This is a genomic window from Budvicia diplopodorum, from assembly GCF_009800925.1.
Taxonomy (GTDB): Bacteria; Pseudomonadota; Gammaproteobacteria; order Enterobacterales; family Enterobacteriaceae; genus Budvicia; species Budvicia diplopodorum.
In genome coordinates, this window is the sequence record NZ_WOYF01000009.1 from 62,764 (window position 1) to 79,930 (window position 17,167).

The window sequence follows — 17,167 nt, forward strand, 5'->3', positions numbered from 1 at the left end:
TTAATGGTGATTAGCTCAACTTTCTCAATTTTATTTTCCCATGGAATAAAAATATTATATGGACTAGTCCTCTTAAAATTAATTGCAGTATATCTGGGACCTGACGGCCTAGGTGAGTTAGGTAACTTTATGAGTCTGGTTACTATTTTTACCGTTATTGCAGGTGGCGGTGTGATAAATGGCATCATAAAGTATGTGGCAGAGTATAAAAATACACCAGATAAGTTGTATGGTTTTATATACACTAGTCTGGTTTATTCAATTTGTTTTTCTATCGTTGTATTAATATTATCTATAATATTTTCTAACTATATATCTATACTTATCTTTGGTAATGATAAATATTCTTCTGTAATTATATTCGCTGCATTGTCTCAGATTATATTATCTCTGGTAAATGTGATTGTTGGTATCGTTAATGGATATCGTAATACAGTATTATATGCAAAAATTACTATATTTGGTTATATAATATCGTTCCCTGTCGTTTATTTCTTTATAAAATATTCAGGATATGTTGGTGCTGCAAAGTCTTTAGTTGTGGCAAGCGCACTAATGATTTTACCAGCAATAATATTTTGTTTTAGATATTTTAGTCTTAATGAGTTTAAAACTCATGCTTCATTAGATTCTAAATATTTAAAAGATATATCCAAGTTCAGTTTGATGCTTCTCGTTAGTGTGAGTACTTTTCCAATTTCAGAAATTATAATTAGAAATATTATCATTGAGAACGTTGGATTAGCTAATGCTGGCATATGGCAATCATTAACGAAGTTATCTGCCGTATATATGGGGTTCATTGGTATTTTCTTGAACTTTTATTTTATGCCTTTACTGTCGGAAAAAGGTAATGATATATCGAGTATAAATCGCATTGTAATTAAGTTTTCCTGCATTATTTTGATTTCTTTCTTCTGCACTTCAATTTTTTTCTATTTTCTAAGAAGTTTTATAATTAGCTTGGTCTTCTCTAAAGAGTTCTTGGTCGCAGGTGATTTCATTATATATCAACTAATTGGTGATTTTTTTAGAGTTGGCTCTTATATCATTGGTTTTATCGTCGTAGCTAAAGCTGCAACAAAACTATATATATTTGCTGAAATACTGCAATGTACTTTATATGTATCAATTGTATATTTCTCATTAAAATTTAGTAGTGGATTTGAACTATCTACAGTTTTTAAGTCATATATATACGTATATATGATTTATCTTCTTGTTTGTTATTTGGTATACTATTTTTGGTACAAGAACAGGCGTTCAATCAATGTTATTAATAACTAATACTTTAGCATTTAACGGTGGAACGACTTTTTTACTTCGTTTTGCTAAAGGTTACCTACAGAAAGAAGGAAAAAAAGTAGGTGTACTGGTTTTATTCAATAATATAGATAAGCATTTAGAAGTAGAGATAAAAAAGTATGCTGATGTTTATTTTTTATCTGAATATATTTTTTCTGGTTTTAGGTTTATGTGTAAAAATCAATTGTCTGTATTTTTACCATTCCAAAAAAAATTGTTATCAAGAATTCTTCCTGAAGATAAGCATCTGCATGTGATGGGGATTTTTGGCCTGATATTCTCCAGACGCCTGACTCGTCTGTTTGGTGAGTTTAAAGTTACTGTTGGGATTTATCATCAAAATGAGTATATGTATAGAACAAAGAAACCCTGTAAATTTTCTGAAGGTGTTTTTAAGTTAGTCAAAGATGTTCCTGATGACAATTTCGTATTTTTTAATGAATTCAATATTGAATCCTATGGGAAGTTTTATATGAAGGATTATGCAAATCCTTCATTGCTACCTATAGGAATTGATATTAAAGCAGATAATTCTGAAAGTAAAAAACCCGTTAATGCAAGAATAGTATCTATAGGTAATTTGGTTAATTTTAAAACGTATAATCTTCATGTTATTAATTCGCTAAATAGACTCCCTAAAAAATCGGGAAAAGAGGTTGTTTACGATATTTATGGTGAAGGAGATAATAATATTTCACTGCAACAGTTAGTTAATGATCTTGGATTAACGGAACGCGTTAGATTCTGGGGGAATATAAAATACAGTGAAATGAAGGATGTATTACAAGATGCTTCAGTTTTTGTTGGAAGTGGAACTGCATTGCTGGAAGCAGCTGCTTTAGGAGTTCCTGCTCTCACTGGAATTGAGTCAGTAAAAGATCCGATAACATATGGTTATTTATATGAAATAGAGGGTTTTTCATATAATGAATTAATGCCAGGACGGAAAGTTTATAATTTAGTAGATAAATTAAATGAATCTATTAATAGTACTGATGAATATTGGACGGATTTATCCTCGTTATGTAAAAAGAAGTCCAAAGATTTTTCAATATCTTGTACTGTTGATGGTTTTATTCGATTAAATGATAAAGCAAAATTAGTTAGTTTCGATAGAAACAATTCTATTTGTTTTTTCATGTCTTTTTTAAAGTGTGTTATTTATGATAAGCTAAATTTAGATAAGAGTTTCAGAAATAGAAGGGATCAGTCATCATTTAGTAATGATATGAAAAAGAATTTATTATAATGAGAATACTTGTAACTAAATTAATTATTGTTTCAGCATTCCTTCCTTATATATTGGGGTGTAGGGTTGACTTCTTTTTTTGTACTTTGGTGTTTTTTGTTTTGGCTTTTTATCAGCTATTTTCCAATAAGAAATTAAACGGAAAAATTTTAGCTTTAGCCGTAGTACTATTTTTTTCCTCTTTACCTGTTATATTTAATTATATATTTAATAATGATGATATACCCGTATCGACATTTTTTTCATCAGTATCCAGATTTTTATTGCCATTTTTTCTACTGTTTATCTTCTCATCCATTTTAGTTAAATGTGATGACCGTTTCTTCGTTGATATATCCTTCTTTATTTTAAAGTTTCTGGTTGTTATAACAAGTTATACAATCTTTACTGTTATTTTCAGGGTCGATGATGTTTTTAATCTATACGCTGTTGGTGGTTATGATGGTGTTTGGTGGCAAGCATACAACCTAAACAGATATACAGGAATATTCAATCAACCGTTGGAGTCAGGTATCTTTTATTCAACAATGCTGTTTGTCGTTATTTTATTGAATAAACAAAAGTTTTTGACAGGGTGGCGGTTCTATTTTTATCTGTTATTCATTCTTATCGGTGGAGCTTTAAGTTTTTCGAAAAATTTTATTGTGTTAGGGTTGTTTATTGCATTACTGCAGTATTTAATCTTGAACCCTAAGAAGATCGTTCAGTTAACATGTGTTCTGGTTCCTGTACTATTATTTTTATCGTTTATATTTATTAATATTAGTAATGCAAGTTATTTAGAATCATTTGTTGATTTGTATAATGAGAATGGTTTCTTATATGCAATTACAGCAGGTCGATTTGGTAGTGGCCAAACTCAGCTAGAGTTAATGATCCATGAATTTATTGCTAATGGATTTCTATATGGTGTTTCTATAAATAGCACATTACCTTTTGATAACGCATATATAGAGTATGCATATCAGGGGGGGATAGTGCCTTTAATAATGTATGTTTCATTCTTTTTGTTAATATTTATTTTCGGGTTAAGTTTAAATAAAAATGCATATGGTAAAACCTTGTTAATAATAGCCTGCTATGGGATTTTTTGTTCAATAGGTGGGCCTGTAATTAATGCCAATAGGGCATGCATATTTTATTTATTATTTATTTCAATGTTTATTCTATTATCAAAGAATAATAGTGTGCTAATTTCTAAGGTGAGAAGCTGATGTTTAAAGATAAAGTATTATTAATTACAGGAGGTACTGGTTCATTTGGTAATGCAGTACTCAACCGTTTTTTACATACAGATATTGCTGAAATTAGGATTTTTAGCCGAGATGAAAAAAAACAAGATGATATGCGTAAAAAATATAATAATGCCAAAATCAAGTATTATATTGGCGATGTTCGTGATTTTAATAGTATTTCTAGCGCAGCAAAAGGTGTCGACTATATTTATCATGCGGCAGCATTAAAGCAAGTACCTTCATGTGAGTTTTACCCTCTTGAAGCAGTAAAAACAAATGTTTTAGGTACGGAAAATGTACTGGAAGCTGCAATCAACAATAAAGTAAAGCGAGTGGTTTGCTTAAGTACTGATAAAGCTGTTTATCCAATCAATGCGATGGGTATTTCTAAAGCGATGATGGAAAAAGTGATGGTTGCTAAAGCTCGTCAGATGAATGATAACGAGACAGTCATCTGTGGTACTCGCTATGGTAATGTAATGGCATCCAGAGGTTCTGTCATACCATTATTCGTGGAACAAGTATTATCGGGTAAATCAATAACAATAACAGATCCAGATATGACTCGTTTCATGATGACGCTGGAAGATGCCGTTGATCTTGTATTACATGCTTTTAAACATGGTTCTAATGGGGATATTTTTGTTCAAAAAGCACCTGCTGCAACGGTAGATATTTTGGCTAAAGCCATTTTGAGTTTTATGAATAAAGAAAACCATGAAATTAAAGTTATTGGTACTCGTCATGGTGAAAAGTTATATGAGGCTTTATTAACAAGAGAAGAAATGGTAAATGCTGAAGACCAGGGCGAGTATTATCGTATCCCTGCAGATAACAGGGATTTAAACTACGACAAATATTTTGATAATGGGCAAGAGAAGGTTACAGAAGCATTAGATTATCACTCGCACAATACTCATCGATTAAATATTGATGAGATGAAGACTCTATTACTTAAACTCGATTTTATGCGAGAGATCGTTAAAGGTAACTATATTCAACCGGATCATTAATTTTTATGGCTAAAATACTAGTAACAGGTTCTCAGGGTTTCATTGGTAAAAACTTAGTTTTAAGATTAAAAGAAGAAAAACATGATGTTATTGAGTTTTTAGTTTCTGATTCTTTAGATAAATTGGAGAGTATTGTAAGTGATGTAGATTTCATATTTCATCTGGCTGGAGTAAATAGGCCTAAAGATGAAATAGAGTTTACAACGGGTAATGTCAATTTAACCAAACAGTTAATTTATTTTATCAGTAAATTGGATAGAGATGTGCCGGTTCTGTTTACATCATCTATACAGGCAGAAAAAGAGAATTCTTATGGCGTAAGTAAGAAAAAAGCTGAAGAGGAACTGTTAACTTATAGAGATAATACTGGAAATACACTTTTTATCTATCGATTACCTAATGTTTTTGGTAAATGGTGTAAGCCTAATTATAACTCTGTTGTGGCAACATTTTGTCATAATGTTATCAATGATATTCCATTAGTTATTCATGATGAAAAAGCGATCGTTAATTTAGTCTATATTGACGATGTAGTTAACGATTTTATTCTTCAGTTAAGAGTGTCATCAGTTGAGCAAAATAGGGTATTCAAAGGTATTAAGCCTGTATACCAAATTTCTGTAGGTGAACTGGCGAATAAACTGAAGCAGTTCAAAGAAAGCCGAGTTAGTTTGGTAACTGATAATGTAGGTTCGGGTTTATCAAGAGCGCTTTATTCTACTTATCTGTCCTACATGGCGCCTGACCATTTTTCATATACGGTACCCGTTTACAGTGATGAGCGTGGTAGCTTTTCCGAATTGATTAAAACACCTGAGCATGGGCAATTTTCATTTTTTACCGCTAAACCAGGGATTATTCGTGGTGGACATTATCACCATACAAAAAATGAAAAGTTTATTGTTGTTAAGGGTGAGGCTCTTTTCGGTTTTAAAAATATGGATACTGGAGAGTATGTCGAAATAACCGTCAGTTCTGAAAAAATAGAAATTGTTGAAACTATTCCTGGCTGGGCTCATAACATCAAAAATATTGGAAATGATGAAATGGTTGTTTTGCTTTGGGCAAATGAAATTTTTGATAGAGAAAAGCCTGATACTATTTATGCTGAGATAATGTAATGAAAAAATTAAAGGTAATGACAGTTGTAGGCACAAGACCGGAAATCATTAGATTATCCTGTGTATTGGGTAAATTAGATCAATATTGTGATCATGTTATTGTTCATACCGGACAGAATTATGATTATGAATTGAACGAAATTTTCTTTAACGATCTGGGTGTTCGCAGGCCTGATTTCTTTCTTAATGCTGCTGGGTATAATGCCGCAGAGACTATTGGTAACGTTATCATCTCTGTTGATAAGGTATTGGAAGAAGTGAAACCGGAAGCATTACTTGTTTTAGGTGATACTAATAGCTGTTTGGCGGCTATTCCAGCTAAAAGAAGAAAAATTCCTATTTTCCATATGGAAGCGGGAAATCGCTGTTTCGATCAACGAGTACCTGAAGAAGTTAACCGTAAAATTGTAGATCATACTGCGGATATAAATTTAACCTACAGTGATATTGCTCGGGAATATTTACTGAAGGAGGGATTACCTGCTGACCGTATCATTAAGACAGGTAGTCCAATGTTTGAGGTTTTAACAACCTATAAAGATGAGATTAACCGCTCTGATGTGCTGGAGAGGTTAAATCTAAAACAGGGGCAGTTTTTTGTAGTAAGTGCGCATCGGGAAGAAAATGTTGATTCAGTTGATAATCTAATAAAGTTAGCTCTAATATTGAATACTGTTGCGGAGCATTATAATTACCCTGTCATTGTTTCCACTCATCCAAGAACACGTAAACGTATTGAAGCACAATCACTCTCTTTCCATGAAAACGTCCATCTTTTAAAGCCTCTTGGTTTTAAAGACTATGTAAAATTGCAGATGTGTTCTAAAGCCGTATTGTCGGATAGTGGAACAATTAATGAAGAGTCGTCAATATTAAATTTTGCGGCAATAAATATTCGCGAAGCACACGAACGACCTGAAGGATTTGAAGAAGCAGCGGTCATGATGACAGGATTAGAAGTTAATAGGGTAATGCAAGCTCTTGAGATTCTAGAATCTCAGCCTACAGGTGATATACGCCTACTTCGTCAGGTTGCTGATTACAGCATGCCAAATGTGTCTGATAAGGTTGTTCGGATAATTCTTAGCTATACCGATTATGTGATGCGAACAGTTTGGAAGCAGAACTAATATTTTATAAAGAGCTAATTTCTTGAAAATTTTACTTTTAACTCAATGGTTTGATCCTGAACCAACATTTAAAGGCCTTTTGTTTGCTAAAGAGTTACAGGCAAATGGACATGAGGTAGAGGTTATAACCGGTTTTCCTAACTATCCAGGTGGGAAAATCTATGATGGATACAAAATAAAATTTATTCAAAGAGAGTACATTGATGGCATAAAGGTAACAAGAGTACCTCTGTATCCAAGTCATGATAATTCGGCAATAAAGAGAATATTTAATTATATTTCTTTTTCCTTTTCAGCAACATTGTATGGAATATTTGGCGCTAAAAAGCCTGATGTAATTTATATTTATCATCCTCCGTTAACTTCTGGGGTTGCCGGTGCAGTTATTGGCTTTTTCCGCAGAGCACCATATGTGATCGATATACAAGACTTGTGGCCTGATACACTGAAAGCTACAGGTATGGTCAATAATCAAAAGGTGCTTAATATTGTTCAGGTCGTATGTAATTGGGTGTATCACAGAGCGACAAAGATTGTTGTATTGTCATCTGGTTTTAAAAATCGATTAATTCAATCTGGTCAGCCTGAGAATAAAATCTCTGTAATTTATAACTGGTGTGATGAATCGGCATTGGATATTGATAAATCGTCTCGATTGCCTGCTGAAGGGTTCAATATTGTTTTTGCAGGAAATCTAGGGAGAGCTCAGGGGCTGGATACGGTATTGCTGGCAGCAATGGATCTTTCTTCAAATGAGCGGAGAATTAATTTTATTTTCGTTGGCTCTGGCGTAGTTGAGGATGAGTTAAAGCAAACGGTTAAGGACAAATTAATAGATAATGTCTATTTTATTCCCAGACTTCCAATGAAAGATATTGGTGGTGTACTTAAAGAAGCCGATGCATTATTGGTACACTTAAAAGATGAAGAGCTGTTTAGTATTACTATTCCATCTAAAACTCAAGCCTATATGTCAATTGGGAAGCCGGTTATTATGGGGGGCAGAGGTGACGCTGCAGACATCATTATTCAGGCGGATGCTGGTATTGTTTGTGAACCAGAAAATGTTGAGTCGCTTAAACAGGCTGTTATCTGTTTGTCTCAATTAACTGAAAATGAAATTGAAAAGCTAGGAAAGAACGCAGAAAAGTTTTATTTGGATGAGATGTCATTATCTGCAGGATGTAAAAAATTCATATCAGTTTTTGATGATGCAATTCGTATGAGGAAACTATGATAAATCGTCTATTTGATATAGTTGTTTCTTCTATATTGCTTATTTTATTTTCGCCGCTTTTCTGCTTTCTTTATTATAAAATCGCCCAACATCTTGGTACGCCGGTGTTTTTTAAGCAAATCAGACCAGGAAAGGGAGGCGTTCCATTCCTTATGATAAAGTTTCGCTCTATGCGGGATGCCGTCGATAAGGATGGGGTAGCGTTACCTGATGAGGAGAGGTTAACCCCTTTTGGTCATAAATTGCGGAGCAGCAGTTTAGACGAATTACCTGAATTATGGAATGTGTTAAAGGGCGATATGAGTTTAGTTGGTCCTCGGCCTCTTTTAATGGAATATCTACCTTTATATACCGTCGAACAAACACGTCGTCATGACGTTAGACCGGGCATAACCGGCTGGGCTCAAGTTAATGGTCGTAATGCCATTAGTTGGGAAGAGAAATTTAAGTTAGATATCTGGTACGTGGAAAATAGAACAATATGGTTGGATATTAAGATCTTATTTTTGACAATTAAGAAAGTTTTAATAAAAGATGGGATTAATGCTGAGGGGAGTGTAACTATAGAGAAGTTTACGGGGTCAAATGAAAAATAATAAATTAATTATTTTTGGTGCCGGTGGCCATGGAAAAGTTATTGCTGACTTAGCTTCACTAATGGGCTATAAAGAAATTAATTTTTATGATGATTCATATCCCCAAAGAACTTATTTATCTAGATGGCCAATATTAGGAACTTGTCAATCCCTCCTAGATAACCCTCTACCAAATGCAGATTATGTTGTTGCAATTGGGCATAATATTACTCGGTTGAAAATATTTAATAGTTTGAAATTACTTGGCGTCAATCAACCTATACTCATCCATCCATTTACTTCCATTAGTCAATATTCATCAATTGGTGAAGGTACAGTAATTTGTGCAGGTGTTTGTATTTCTGCCGATACTTCTATCGGAAATGCCTGTATTTTGAATACTGGATGTACTGTTGATCATGATTGTATTCTCTCTGATGGTGTTCATATCAGCCCTGGTGCAAATGTAGCTGGAGGTGTGAGTATTGGAGAATGTACTTGGATAGGTATAGGTGCTGCAATTCGTCAATCAATAGAAATTTCAAGCCATGCTATTGTCGGTGCCGGTGCAACAGTTATTAGACATGTTGATATAGGCCAAATGGTTTTAGGCACACCAGCCAAATAATAAAGGATAGATAAATGTTAAATACCAATTTTTCTCCATGGCCTTCTTTTACACAGGAAGAAGCCGATGCTGTATCAGATATGATACTTTCAAATAAAGTAAATTATTGGACCGGTAATGAATGTCGTGAATTTGAAAAAGAATTCGCTGCATTTAGCGAGAGTAAATATGCTGTTGCATTATCTAATGGGACTCTGGCTCTTGATGTTGCAATGAAAGCTCTTGATATTGGTTATGGGGATGAAGTTATAGTTACATCTCGTACCTTTTTAGCTTCAGCAAGTAGTATTGTTACCGCAGGCGCAATACCCGTCTTTGCTGATGTTGATTTGAACTCTCAAAATATTACAAAAGAAACAATTCAGGCTGTTTTTACCTCTAGAACTAAAGCAATCATATGTGTTCATTTAGCCGGTTGGCCTTGTGACATGGATCCTATAATGCAGTTTGCAGAAGATCATGGTATATGGGTTATTGAAGATTGTGCTCAGGCTCACGGAGCTAAATATAAAGGTAAAATGGTAGGTTCCATTGGTCATATTGCCGCGTGGTCATTTTGTCAGGATAAAATTATGACAACAGGCGGTGAAGGAGGAATGGTTACTACTAACAATGAATCTTTTTGGAAAAAAATGTGGTCTTATAAGGATCATGGCAAGTCATTTGATGCTGTTTATAACCGTGAACATCCACCGGGTTTTCGTTGGTTACATGAATCCTTTGGTACTAATTGGCGAATGATGGAATTTCAGGCTGTTATAGGCCGAATCCAATTGAAACGTATGGCGGATTGGACTGCCATTCGCCAGCGTCATGCTACAAAGCTGAGTAACGTATTATCTCAGTTCAGGTGTATCAGAATGCCAGTTCCTTCTAATGATTTTGTTCATGCATGCTATAAACATTATGCATTTGTCGTTCCCTCACAACTTAATGAATTATGGAATCGAGATCGTATTATTGATGAAATAAATGCTAGAGGGGTACCCTGCTATCAGGGATCTTGTTCGGAAGTTTATTTAGAGAAAGCGTTTAATAATACTTCTTTTAGACCTAACGTTAGGCTAGTTGTGGCAAAAGAGTTAGGTGAAACGAGCTTGATGTTTCTTGTTCATCCGACATTAACTGATGATGAGATATCTGAAACGTGTATGGCCATTTCTGATGTATTGAGCCTTGCACAAAAATAAGTGTGAATGAGTATATTGTTATGTTATATAAAGCATTATTATCATTGCCTCGTGCAAAAAAAAGAGTAATTATGGTTTTACTCGATATATTGCTAATTACGTTGGCTTACTGGGGAGGGTTTTGGGTTCGACTTGATACTAATACCCCTATATACAGCATTCAGCATTGGATGTTACTTGCAGGGATAGCACTGCTTACTATAGCAATATTTGTCAAATTAGGCTTATATCGAACAGTATTACGGTATGTTAGCGCCAGAATATTAGGTACTGTAGCCTTAGGTGTGGCAATTTCATCTTTGCTCTTAGTTTTTATTGCGTTTTATGCAGGTGTATTTTTACCTAGAACTGTAACAATAATTTATTTTACTTTTTCTTTATTACTAGTTTGTGGAACCCGTTTAGTATTTAGAATACTTTTAAATCGTAGTATGGAGGGTAAGCTCCCCGTTATTATTTATGGAGCAGGCGCTTCAGGACGACAATTATTACCTGCATTATCTCAGGCTAGTGAGTATTATCCGGTTGCTTTTGTTGATGATAATCCCAGATTACAGCGTGCCGTTATCCATGGCGTTACTGTGTATGCTCCTAGTAAATTAGAATACCTTGTTGAAAGATATGGTGTTAAGAAAATATTATTAGCAATGCCTAGTGTTGCTCATAATCAACGTAAAACGGTTATATCCCGATTAGAGAAACTCCCCTGTGAGGTTCTTTCTATTCCTGGCATGGTTGATTTAGTCGAAGGACGGGCAAGTATAAATAAGCTAAGAAAGGTCTCAATTGAAGATCTTTTAGGCAGAGACCCCGTTAATGCCATTCCTAAATTAATGGGAGCAAATATAACTGGTAAAGCGGTTATGGTTACTGGTGCCGGTGGCTCAATTGGTTCTGAATTATGCAGGCAGATAATTTACCAGAAACCCAAGCTACTGGTCTTATTTGAACTTTCAGAATATGCACTTTATTCCATAGAAGAAGAGTTAAGCAGAATATGTTTATCTGAGAAGTTGGAAATAACATTAATTCCGTTACTTGGTTCTGTACAAAGAAAAGATCGTTTAGAAACAGTAATGAAAAGCTTCAATATTCAAACTGTTTATCATGCGGCAGCTTACAAGCATGTTCCATTGGTTGAGTATAATGTAGTTGAGGGTGTGAGAAACAATATCTTTGGTACACTTTACTGTGCTCAGTCAGCTATTGAGGCTGGTGTTGAAACATTTGTATTAATATCTACAGATAAAGCAGTTAGACCAACTAATATCATGGGAACAACTAAACGAGTTGCTGAATTAATACTTCAGGCTCTGGCAAAGGAGCAATCTCGGACTCGTTTTTGCATGGTGCGTTTTGGTAATGTTCTTGGCTCCTCGGGGTCTGTAGTTCCACTTTTTGAAAAACAAATAGCACAAGGTGGACCAGTAACATTAACCCATCAAGATATTATTAGATATTTTATGACGATACCAGAAGCTTCTCAGCTAGTTATTCAAGCTGGTGCAATGGGGCATGGTGGGGATGTATTTGTACTTGATATGGGTGAGCCTGTTAAGATTTTCGATTTGGCTAACAGAATGATTCGTTTAAGCGGCTTAACTGTAAAAAGTGAATCTAACCCCGAAGGTGATATTGCAATTGAAATTACGGGATTACGTCCAGGTGAGAAGCTGTATGAAGAACTATTGATAGGTGAATCTGTTGAAGGAACTCAGCATCCCCGTATTATGACAGCAAATGAAGTAATGTTGGCTTGGCAAGCTCTTTCTGCCCTAATTTCTGAATTAGATCAGGCATGTTATGATTTTAATCATGAAAAAATTAGATCTTTACTTCTAAAAGCACCAACGGCTTTTGAACCTTCTGATGGAATATGTGACTTAGTTTGGAAAGCTAAGCAGGAAGTTCGTATTTCTCGGTAATAATTAGATATATTCCTTTTCAACGTTGGGTAACCTATATTTTAAAAACCAAAATATAGGTTACTTTTCCACTTAACCCCCAACAAACCCCGACCTATACCTATCAACCCACATCGCCGTCGCGCCACAAACCGCTACTGGCATGATGAATAAATTCAATATCGGGATCATCGTAAACAAGCTCACCACTCCGCCAAACTGTAGATTCATCATTTTTTCCTTTCCCAGCGTTCGTTTCATATCGGAAAAGCCGATTTTATGGTTATCAAACGGGTAATCGCTGTATTGAATCGAGAGCATCCAGGCGCTGAACAGGAACCAGAGTATCGGGAACAGCACTTGCCCGACGCCCGGTATGAAATAGAGTACCAACAGGAGCAGGGCGCGGGGGAGGTAATAGGCGAGCTTTTTCCACTCACGCTTCATAATCCGTGGGATATCTTTTATGATCCCGGCTATTCCGTTGTCGGGGAGGGCTTTACCGGTTAGCTTTGCTTCTAACTGTTCTGCCAGTAGACCGTTAAACGGCGCGGCTACCCAGTTGGCAATCGTGCTGAACAGGTAGCTAAAAACAAGTAATACGGTGATAACCGCAACCGGCCAGAGCAAATAGCTCAGCCACTGCAACCAGTTGGGTATATGGCTCATTATTGCTGGGATCCATTCCCCGAGTTTGCCATATAGCCACCAGAATGCCCCACCGATTAACAAGATGTTCACCAGTAAGGGAAGTAATACGAAACGCTTGATTCCCGGTAAGGTGACCAGCTTGAATCCTTTGGCTATATAGTGGAAACCGCTCAAAGATTGCGGGTTACTGCCATTAGAATTTGTTGTCATGCATTAAAAGTTCCTGTTATAAACGCAAATCAGGTTATCATATCCTATGATAAATACATTACTATCTTCATGATACCCTTTGTACTTGAAGTAACGGCAGTGTTCGCTTACTTGTTACCCTGCCGAAGCGCTAATTATTTGGGCTGTAGATTAAAAAATGAGCGAAAAGTAGTAAAAAGCGTATTTATCGCTAATAAAAACAAGCACGGGCTTGCACTTGGATACGCGGACAAATAGATTAGTAGGGTGAATGTTTGCCGCGGTGGCATGTATTAGAAAAGCAGAGATAGCAATGATGCAAAATTTGCGTCTAGTATTGATAGTAGTTGGAGCAATAGCAATTTTAGCGCTGTTAATACACGGCTTATGGACTAGTCGTAAAGAGCGCTCGTCTATTTTTCGTGATAAGTCGTTCAAAAAACGGGGTATATCACAAAAAACAGAAGTGTCATTTGAATCATTAGATGAAGGTGTTGGTCCGGTGCGCGTTCGTACTGTTTCTACCCACTCTTCTGATCCTCTGGATGAGTCAAAACCTGAAATTGTGGTTAAAACCGAGGTTTTACCGCAGGAAGCTGAACTGAAATTAGATACCGAACCGTCTCCGATGCAAATGTCTTTCGATGACGTTCTGCTAACGGATACGGATGAAGTTCCTGAACCGGTGCAACCAGTATCGGTAGAGCCGTCTCCTCAAGAAGCGCAAACACAGTTGGCGGAATCTAAAGAGCCTGCAGCACTGAAAGAGTTGGTGATTGTTCTGCACGTTTCTGCGCTGAATGGTGGTAGCATTTCCGGTGAACCGCTATTACAAAGTATTCTTCATGCAGGCTTTCAGTTTGGCGCTATGGGTATTTTCCATCGCCATGTCGATCCTGCTGGAAGCGGTCCGGTATTGTTCAGTTTGGCCAATATGGTTAAACCAGGTTCTTTTGACCCTGAACAGATGTCAGATTTCTCTACTCCGGGCGTTTCGATGTTTATGATGGTGCCTTCATACGGTGATGCCCATCAGAACTTCAAGCTTATGCTGCAGTCAGCGCAACGTATTGCTGATGATGTTGGTGGCGTGGTGCTAGACGATGGTCGGCATATGATAACGCCGCAAAAGCTTGAGACTTATAAAGCTCAGATAAGAGAAGTTATCGACAATACGGCTAAATAGCGGCTTAGGTTGGCTATACATCAGTTACTTATATTTATTCAATAAAACCCCCGCCTGTCGGGGGTTTTTTATCATTACCGGTGAGTTATGGAACCTCTTAAACAACGTCTAATACAACTTTGTAGCGAGCTACGTCATCATGAACATCTGTATTATGTTCTTGATGCTCCGGAAATTCCCGATGCTGAATACGATCGCCTGATGTGCGAACTGCGCGATATTGAGGCAGCTCATCCTGAATGGGTCACCGACGATTCCCCGACTCAACGCGTAGGTGCAACGCCGCTGGCGGCGTTTGCGCAGGTTACTCACGAAGTTCCGATGCTCTCTTTAGATAACGTTTTTGATGAGCAAAGCTATCTGGCGTTCGATAAACGCATTCATGACCGCTTAAAAAGTGAAGATGAAATTACCTTTTGCTGCGAGCTCAAATTAGACGGTCTGGCAGTTAGCCTGTTATATGAAGATGGCCGTTTGATTCAGGCCGCCACCCGCGGCGACGGAACAACCGGCGAGAATATCACTTCTAACGTCCGTACTATCGGCGCTATTCCATTGCGGCTAATCGGCGATGATATTCCCCATCGGGTTGAAGTTCGCGGCGAAGTGTTTATGCCGCAGGCCGGATTCGAAAAGCTCAACGATTATGCTCGCCGTAACCACGAAAAGGTTTTTGCTAACCCAAGAAACGCGGCCGCAGGCTCTTTACGTCAGTTAGATCCAAAAATTACCGCTAAACGCCCATTGATGTTTTATTGCTACGGTGTCGGTGTGATTAGCGGTGGCGAATTACCCAACAGCCACCGGCAGCGTTTGATGAAGTTTAAACAGTGGGGGCTACCTGTCAGCGAGCGAATTCAACTGTGTACCGGTAGCCAGCAGGTTTTAGACTTCTACCGTCAGGTTCAGGAAGATCGCCCAACGCTTGGTTTTGATATTGACGGTGTGGTAATCAAAGTTGACGATCTGGCACTGCAGGAATCGTTAGGGTTTGTTGCTAAATCTCCGCGCTGGGCGACGGCGTTTAAATTCCCGGCTCAAGAGCAGATGACCGTAGTGCGTGACGTAGAGTTTCAGGTAGGGCGAACTGGCGCTATCACGCCGGTAGCCCGTTTAGAGCCGGTTACCGTCGCCGGCGTTACCGTGAGTAATGCAACGCTGCATAATGCGGATGAAATTGCGCGCTTAGGGCTCTGTATCGGCGATACGGTGATGATTCGTCGTGCAGGTGATGTGATTCCTCAGGTAGTCGGCGTTATCGCCTCAGAACGCCCGTTAGGCGCTAAAGAAATCGTCTTTCCAACCGAGTGCCCGGTCTGCCATTCAGCGATTGAAAAAGTAGAGGGTGAAGCGGTTGCCCGCTGTAGCGGCGGTTTAGTCTGTGGCGCTCAGAGAAAAGAGTCTCTTAAGCATTTCGTATCCCGCAGGGCGATGGATGTGGAAGGGATGGGCGATAAAATTATTGAGCAATTAGTCGATAAAGAGTATGTCCACACTCCGGCCGACCTGTTCCGTTTATCAATTGGCATTCTGACCCGGTTAGAACGGATGGGGCCAAAATCGGCGCAGAATCTGATTGAAGCTTTAGAGAAAGCCAAAAGCACCACCTTTGCTCGTTTTCTGTTTGGTTTGGGAATTCGGGAAGTGGGCGAAACTACGGCGTCTAATCTGGCCAGCCACTTTGGTTCGCTGGAAGCGCTTCAGGCTGCAGATATTGATACGCTTAAAACCGTACCGGACGTTGGCGATATTGTCGCGAAGCATACTTTCAACTTCCTGAGAGAAGAGCATAATCAGAAAATTATTGCTGAGCTGATTGGCCCGGAAATTGGTGTTCATTGGCCCGTTCCGGTAGTGATTATTGCTGAAGAGATCGATAGCCCATTTGCCGGTAAAACGGTTGTCCTGACAGGTTCGCTTAGCCTGATGTCCCGCGATGACGCCAAGGCTAAATTGATTGCGTTAGGCGCAAAAGTCAGCGGAAGCGTCTCCAAGAAAACGGATATGGTGATTGCCGGTGAGGCCGCTGGCTCTAAGCTGGCAAAAGCGCAGGAACTGGATATTCCGGTAATTGATGAAGCTGAAATGGTACGTCTGCTCGGCGAGTAAACGTGAACGGAGAACGATTGCGATGCTAGAGAAAGAGCATTTAATTCAGATCGCCAATACCCCAATGCCGTTTGGAAAATACAAAGGACGGATGCTAATTGATCTGCCCGATGAATATTTACTCTGGTTTGCGAAGCAGGGCTTTCCCGCCAGCGCATTGGGGCAACTGATGGAAATGACGCTGGCGCTGAAAATTGACGGTCTGGACGAAGTAGTTCGGCCGTTAAAGCGCTGAAGTGAATTATCCGCCACGCTTTGCTTCCCGGGGGCTATAAACGAAAAAAGCGCCATAAGCGCTTTTTTCTGAAATTGGTGGGGCGTGCAGGATTATTCGGCCGTTGGCCTCACCCTGCGGGCCGTTATCTTCGATAACGTTGTCTCGCTGCGCTCGGCTCGAACCTTTAGGTTCTCATCCAGCACGCTTTGGTTTTCATCGGCTATAAAC

15 protein-coding genes and 1 other RNA gene are annotated in these 17,167 nt (G+C 38.0%); 14 read left to right on the forward strand and 2 right to left on the reverse strand.

The genetic code is table 11. From position 1 onward, the window contains the following. Window positions 1-3: 3 nt before the first annotated feature. Genes GVI43_RS10080 through GVI43_RS10130 form a run of 11 tightly spaced genes read left to right on the forward strand, consistent with a single transcriptional unit; the run spans window position 4 to window position 12,608 of the window. Window positions 4-1,287 (forward strand): O-antigen translocase, encoded by a 1,284-nt coding sequence (locus tag GVI43_RS10080; protein ID WP_246201667.1) that lies wholly within the window; start codon window positions 4-6, stop codon window positions 1,285-1,287. Continuing rightward, window positions 1,271-2,554, forward strand: a complete 1,284-nt coding sequence (locus tag GVI43_RS10085; protein ID WP_159566738.1) for a glycosyltransferase — start codon at window positions 1,271-1,273, stop codon at window positions 2,552-2,554. Before GVI43_RS10080 ends, GVI43_RS10085 begins: the two co-directional genes overlap by 17 nt. Continuing rightward, window positions 2,554-3,768: a hypothetical protein gene (locus tag GVI43_RS10090; protein ID WP_159566739.1), complete on the forward strand. Its 1,215-nt coding sequence runs from the start codon at window positions 2,554-2,556 to the stop codon at window positions 3,766-3,768. The genes GVI43_RS10085 and GVI43_RS10090 overlap by 1 nt, the downstream gene beginning before the upstream one ends. Next, on the forward strand, window positions 3,768-4,802 hold the full coding sequence (locus GVI43_RS10095; RefSeq protein WP_159566740.1) for a polysaccharide biosynthesis protein: 1,035 nt from the start codon (window positions 3,768-3,770) through the stop codon (window positions 4,800-4,802). Before GVI43_RS10090 ends, GVI43_RS10095 begins: the two co-directional genes overlap by 1 nt. 5 nt (window positions 4,803-4,807) lie before the next feature. Beyond that, a complete protein-coding gene (wbjC, locus tag GVI43_RS10100; RefSeq protein WP_159566741.1) occupies window positions 4,808-5,923 on the forward strand; it encodes a UDP-2-acetamido-2,6-beta-L-arabino-hexul-4-ose reductase in 1,116 nt (371 codons plus the stop codon). Continuing rightward, entirely contained in the window at window positions 5,923-7,053 is a 1,131-nt protein-coding gene (wecB, locus tag GVI43_RS10105; RefSeq protein WP_159566742.1) for a non-hydrolyzing UDP-N-acetylglucosamine 2-epimerase, read from the forward strand. Before wbjC ends, wecB begins: the two co-directional genes overlap by 1 nt. A gap of 22 nt (window positions 7,054-7,075) precedes the next feature. After that, window positions 7,076-8,290 carry a glycosyltransferase family 4 protein gene (locus GVI43_RS10110; RefSeq protein WP_159566743.1) on the forward strand — a complete coding sequence of 405 codons (1,215 nt, stop codon included), beginning with the start codon at window positions 7,076-7,078 and terminating at the stop codon, window positions 8,288-8,290. Beyond that, the gene (locus GVI43_RS10115; RefSeq protein ID WP_159566744.1) at window positions 8,287-8,886 is read left to right on the forward strand and encodes a sugar transferase; all 600 of its coding nucleotides are present in this window, start codon (window positions 8,287-8,289) and stop codon (window positions 8,884-8,886) included. The genes GVI43_RS10110 and GVI43_RS10115 overlap by 4 nt, the downstream gene beginning before the upstream one ends. Next, a complete protein-coding gene (locus tag GVI43_RS10120; protein WP_159566745.1) occupies window positions 8,876-9,493 on the forward strand; it encodes an acetyltransferase in 618 nt (205 codons plus the stop codon). Before GVI43_RS10115 ends, GVI43_RS10120 begins: the two co-directional genes overlap by 11 nt. Window positions 9,494-9,507: 14 nt before the next feature. Next, window positions 9,508-10,683, forward strand: coding sequence for a DegT/DnrJ/EryC1/StrS family aminotransferase (locus GVI43_RS10125; protein ID WP_159566746.1), 1,176 nt, complete (start codon window positions 9,508-9,510; stop codon window positions 10,681-10,683). A gap of 20 nt (window positions 10,684-10,703) precedes the next feature. Next, window positions 10,704-12,608 carry a nucleoside-diphosphate sugar epimerase/dehydratase gene (locus GVI43_RS10130; protein WP_159566747.1) on the forward strand — a complete coding sequence of 635 codons (1,905 nt, stop codon included), beginning with the start codon at window positions 10,704-10,706 and terminating at the stop codon, window positions 12,606-12,608. Between the two features lie 72 nt (window positions 12,609-12,680). Here the strand turns inward: GVI43_RS10130 and cysZ are convergent, their stop codons facing one another. After that, window positions 12,681-13,412: a sulfate transporter CysZ gene (gene cysZ, locus GVI43_RS10135; protein WP_211959085.1), complete on the reverse strand. Its 732-nt coding sequence runs from the start codon at window positions 13,410-13,412 to the stop codon at window positions 12,681-12,683. A 328-nt stretch (window positions 13,413-13,740) separates the two neighbouring features. Between cysZ and zipA the strand changes: the two genes are divergently transcribed. The 3 genes from zipA (at window position 13,741) to GVI43_RS10150 (ending at window position 16,957) form a co-directional block, all read left to right on the forward strand. Then, entirely contained in the window at window positions 13,741-14,613 is an 873-nt protein-coding gene (gene zipA, locus GVI43_RS10140) for a cell division protein ZipA (protein ID WP_159566749.1), read from the forward strand. A gap of 87 nt (window positions 14,614-14,700) precedes the next feature. Continuing rightward, window positions 14,701-16,722 (forward strand): NAD-dependent DNA ligase LigA, encoded by a 2,022-nt coding sequence (ligA, locus tag GVI43_RS10145; RefSeq protein WP_159566750.1) that lies wholly within the window; start codon window positions 14,701-14,703, stop codon window positions 16,720-16,722. Window positions 16,723-16,744: 22 nt separating this feature from the next. Continuing rightward, on the forward strand, window positions 16,745-16,957 hold the full coding sequence (locus tag GVI43_RS10150; RefSeq protein WP_159566751.1) for a DUF3820 family protein: 213 nt from the start codon (window positions 16,745-16,747) through the stop codon (window positions 16,955-16,957). A 75-nt stretch (window positions 16,958-17,032) separates the two neighbouring features. On the opposite strand, the gene GVI43_RS10155 is transcribed toward GVI43_RS10150, so the two are convergent. Beyond that, window positions 17,033-17,156, reverse strand: a non-coding RNA gene (locus GVI43_RS10155) — RtT sRNA. Window positions 17,157-17,167 lie beyond the last annotated feature (11 nt).

Bases quoted from the DNA above. Each gene is read 5' to 3' on its own strand.
- GVI43_RS10120 (WP_159566745.1), top strand. From the start codon at position 8,876: ATGAAAAATAATAAATTAATTATTTTTGGTGCCGGTGGCCATGGAAAA.
- GVI43_RS10080 (WP_246201667.1), top strand. From the start codon at position 4: ATGGTGATTAGCTCAACTTTCTCAATTTTATTTTCCCATGGAATAAAA.
- wecB (WP_159566742.1), top strand. From the start codon at position 5,923: ATGAAAAAATTAAAGGTAATGACAGTTGTAGGCACAAGACCGGAAATC.
- wbjC (WP_159566741.1), top strand. From the start codon at position 4,808: ATGGCTAAAATACTAGTAACAGGTTCTCAGGGTTTCATTGGTAAAAAC.
- GVI43_RS10130 (WP_159566747.1), top strand. From the start codon at position 10,704: ATGTTATATAAAGCATTATTATCATTGCCTCGTGCAAAAAAAAGAGTA.
- GVI43_RS10090 (WP_159566739.1), top strand. From the start codon at position 2,554: ATGAGAATACTTGTAACTAAATTAATTATTGTTTCAGCATTCCTTCCT.
- GVI43_RS10150 (WP_159566751.1), top strand. From the start codon at position 16,745: ATGCTAGAGAAAGAGCATTTAATTCAGATCGCCAATACCCCAATGCCG.
- ligA (WP_159566750.1), top strand. From the start codon at position 14,701: ATGGAACCTCTTAAACAACGTCTAATACAACTTTGTAGCGAGCTACGT.
- GVI43_RS10115 (WP_159566744.1), top strand. From the start codon at position 8,287: ATGATAAATCGTCTATTTGATATAGTTGTTTCTTCTATATTGCTTATT.
- zipA (WP_159566749.1), top strand. From the start codon at position 13,741: ATGATGCAAAATTTGCGTCTAGTATTGATAGTAGTTGGAGCAATAGCA.
- GVI43_RS10125 (WP_159566746.1), top strand. From the start codon at position 9,508: ATGTTAAATACCAATTTTTCTCCATGGCCTTCTTTTACACAGGAAGAA.
- GVI43_RS10095 (WP_159566740.1), top strand. From the start codon at position 3,768: ATGTTTAAAGATAAAGTATTATTAATTACAGGAGGTACTGGTTCATTT.
- GVI43_RS10085 (WP_159566738.1), top strand. From the start codon at position 1,271: ATGTTATTAATAACTAATACTTTAGCATTTAACGGTGGAACGACTTTT.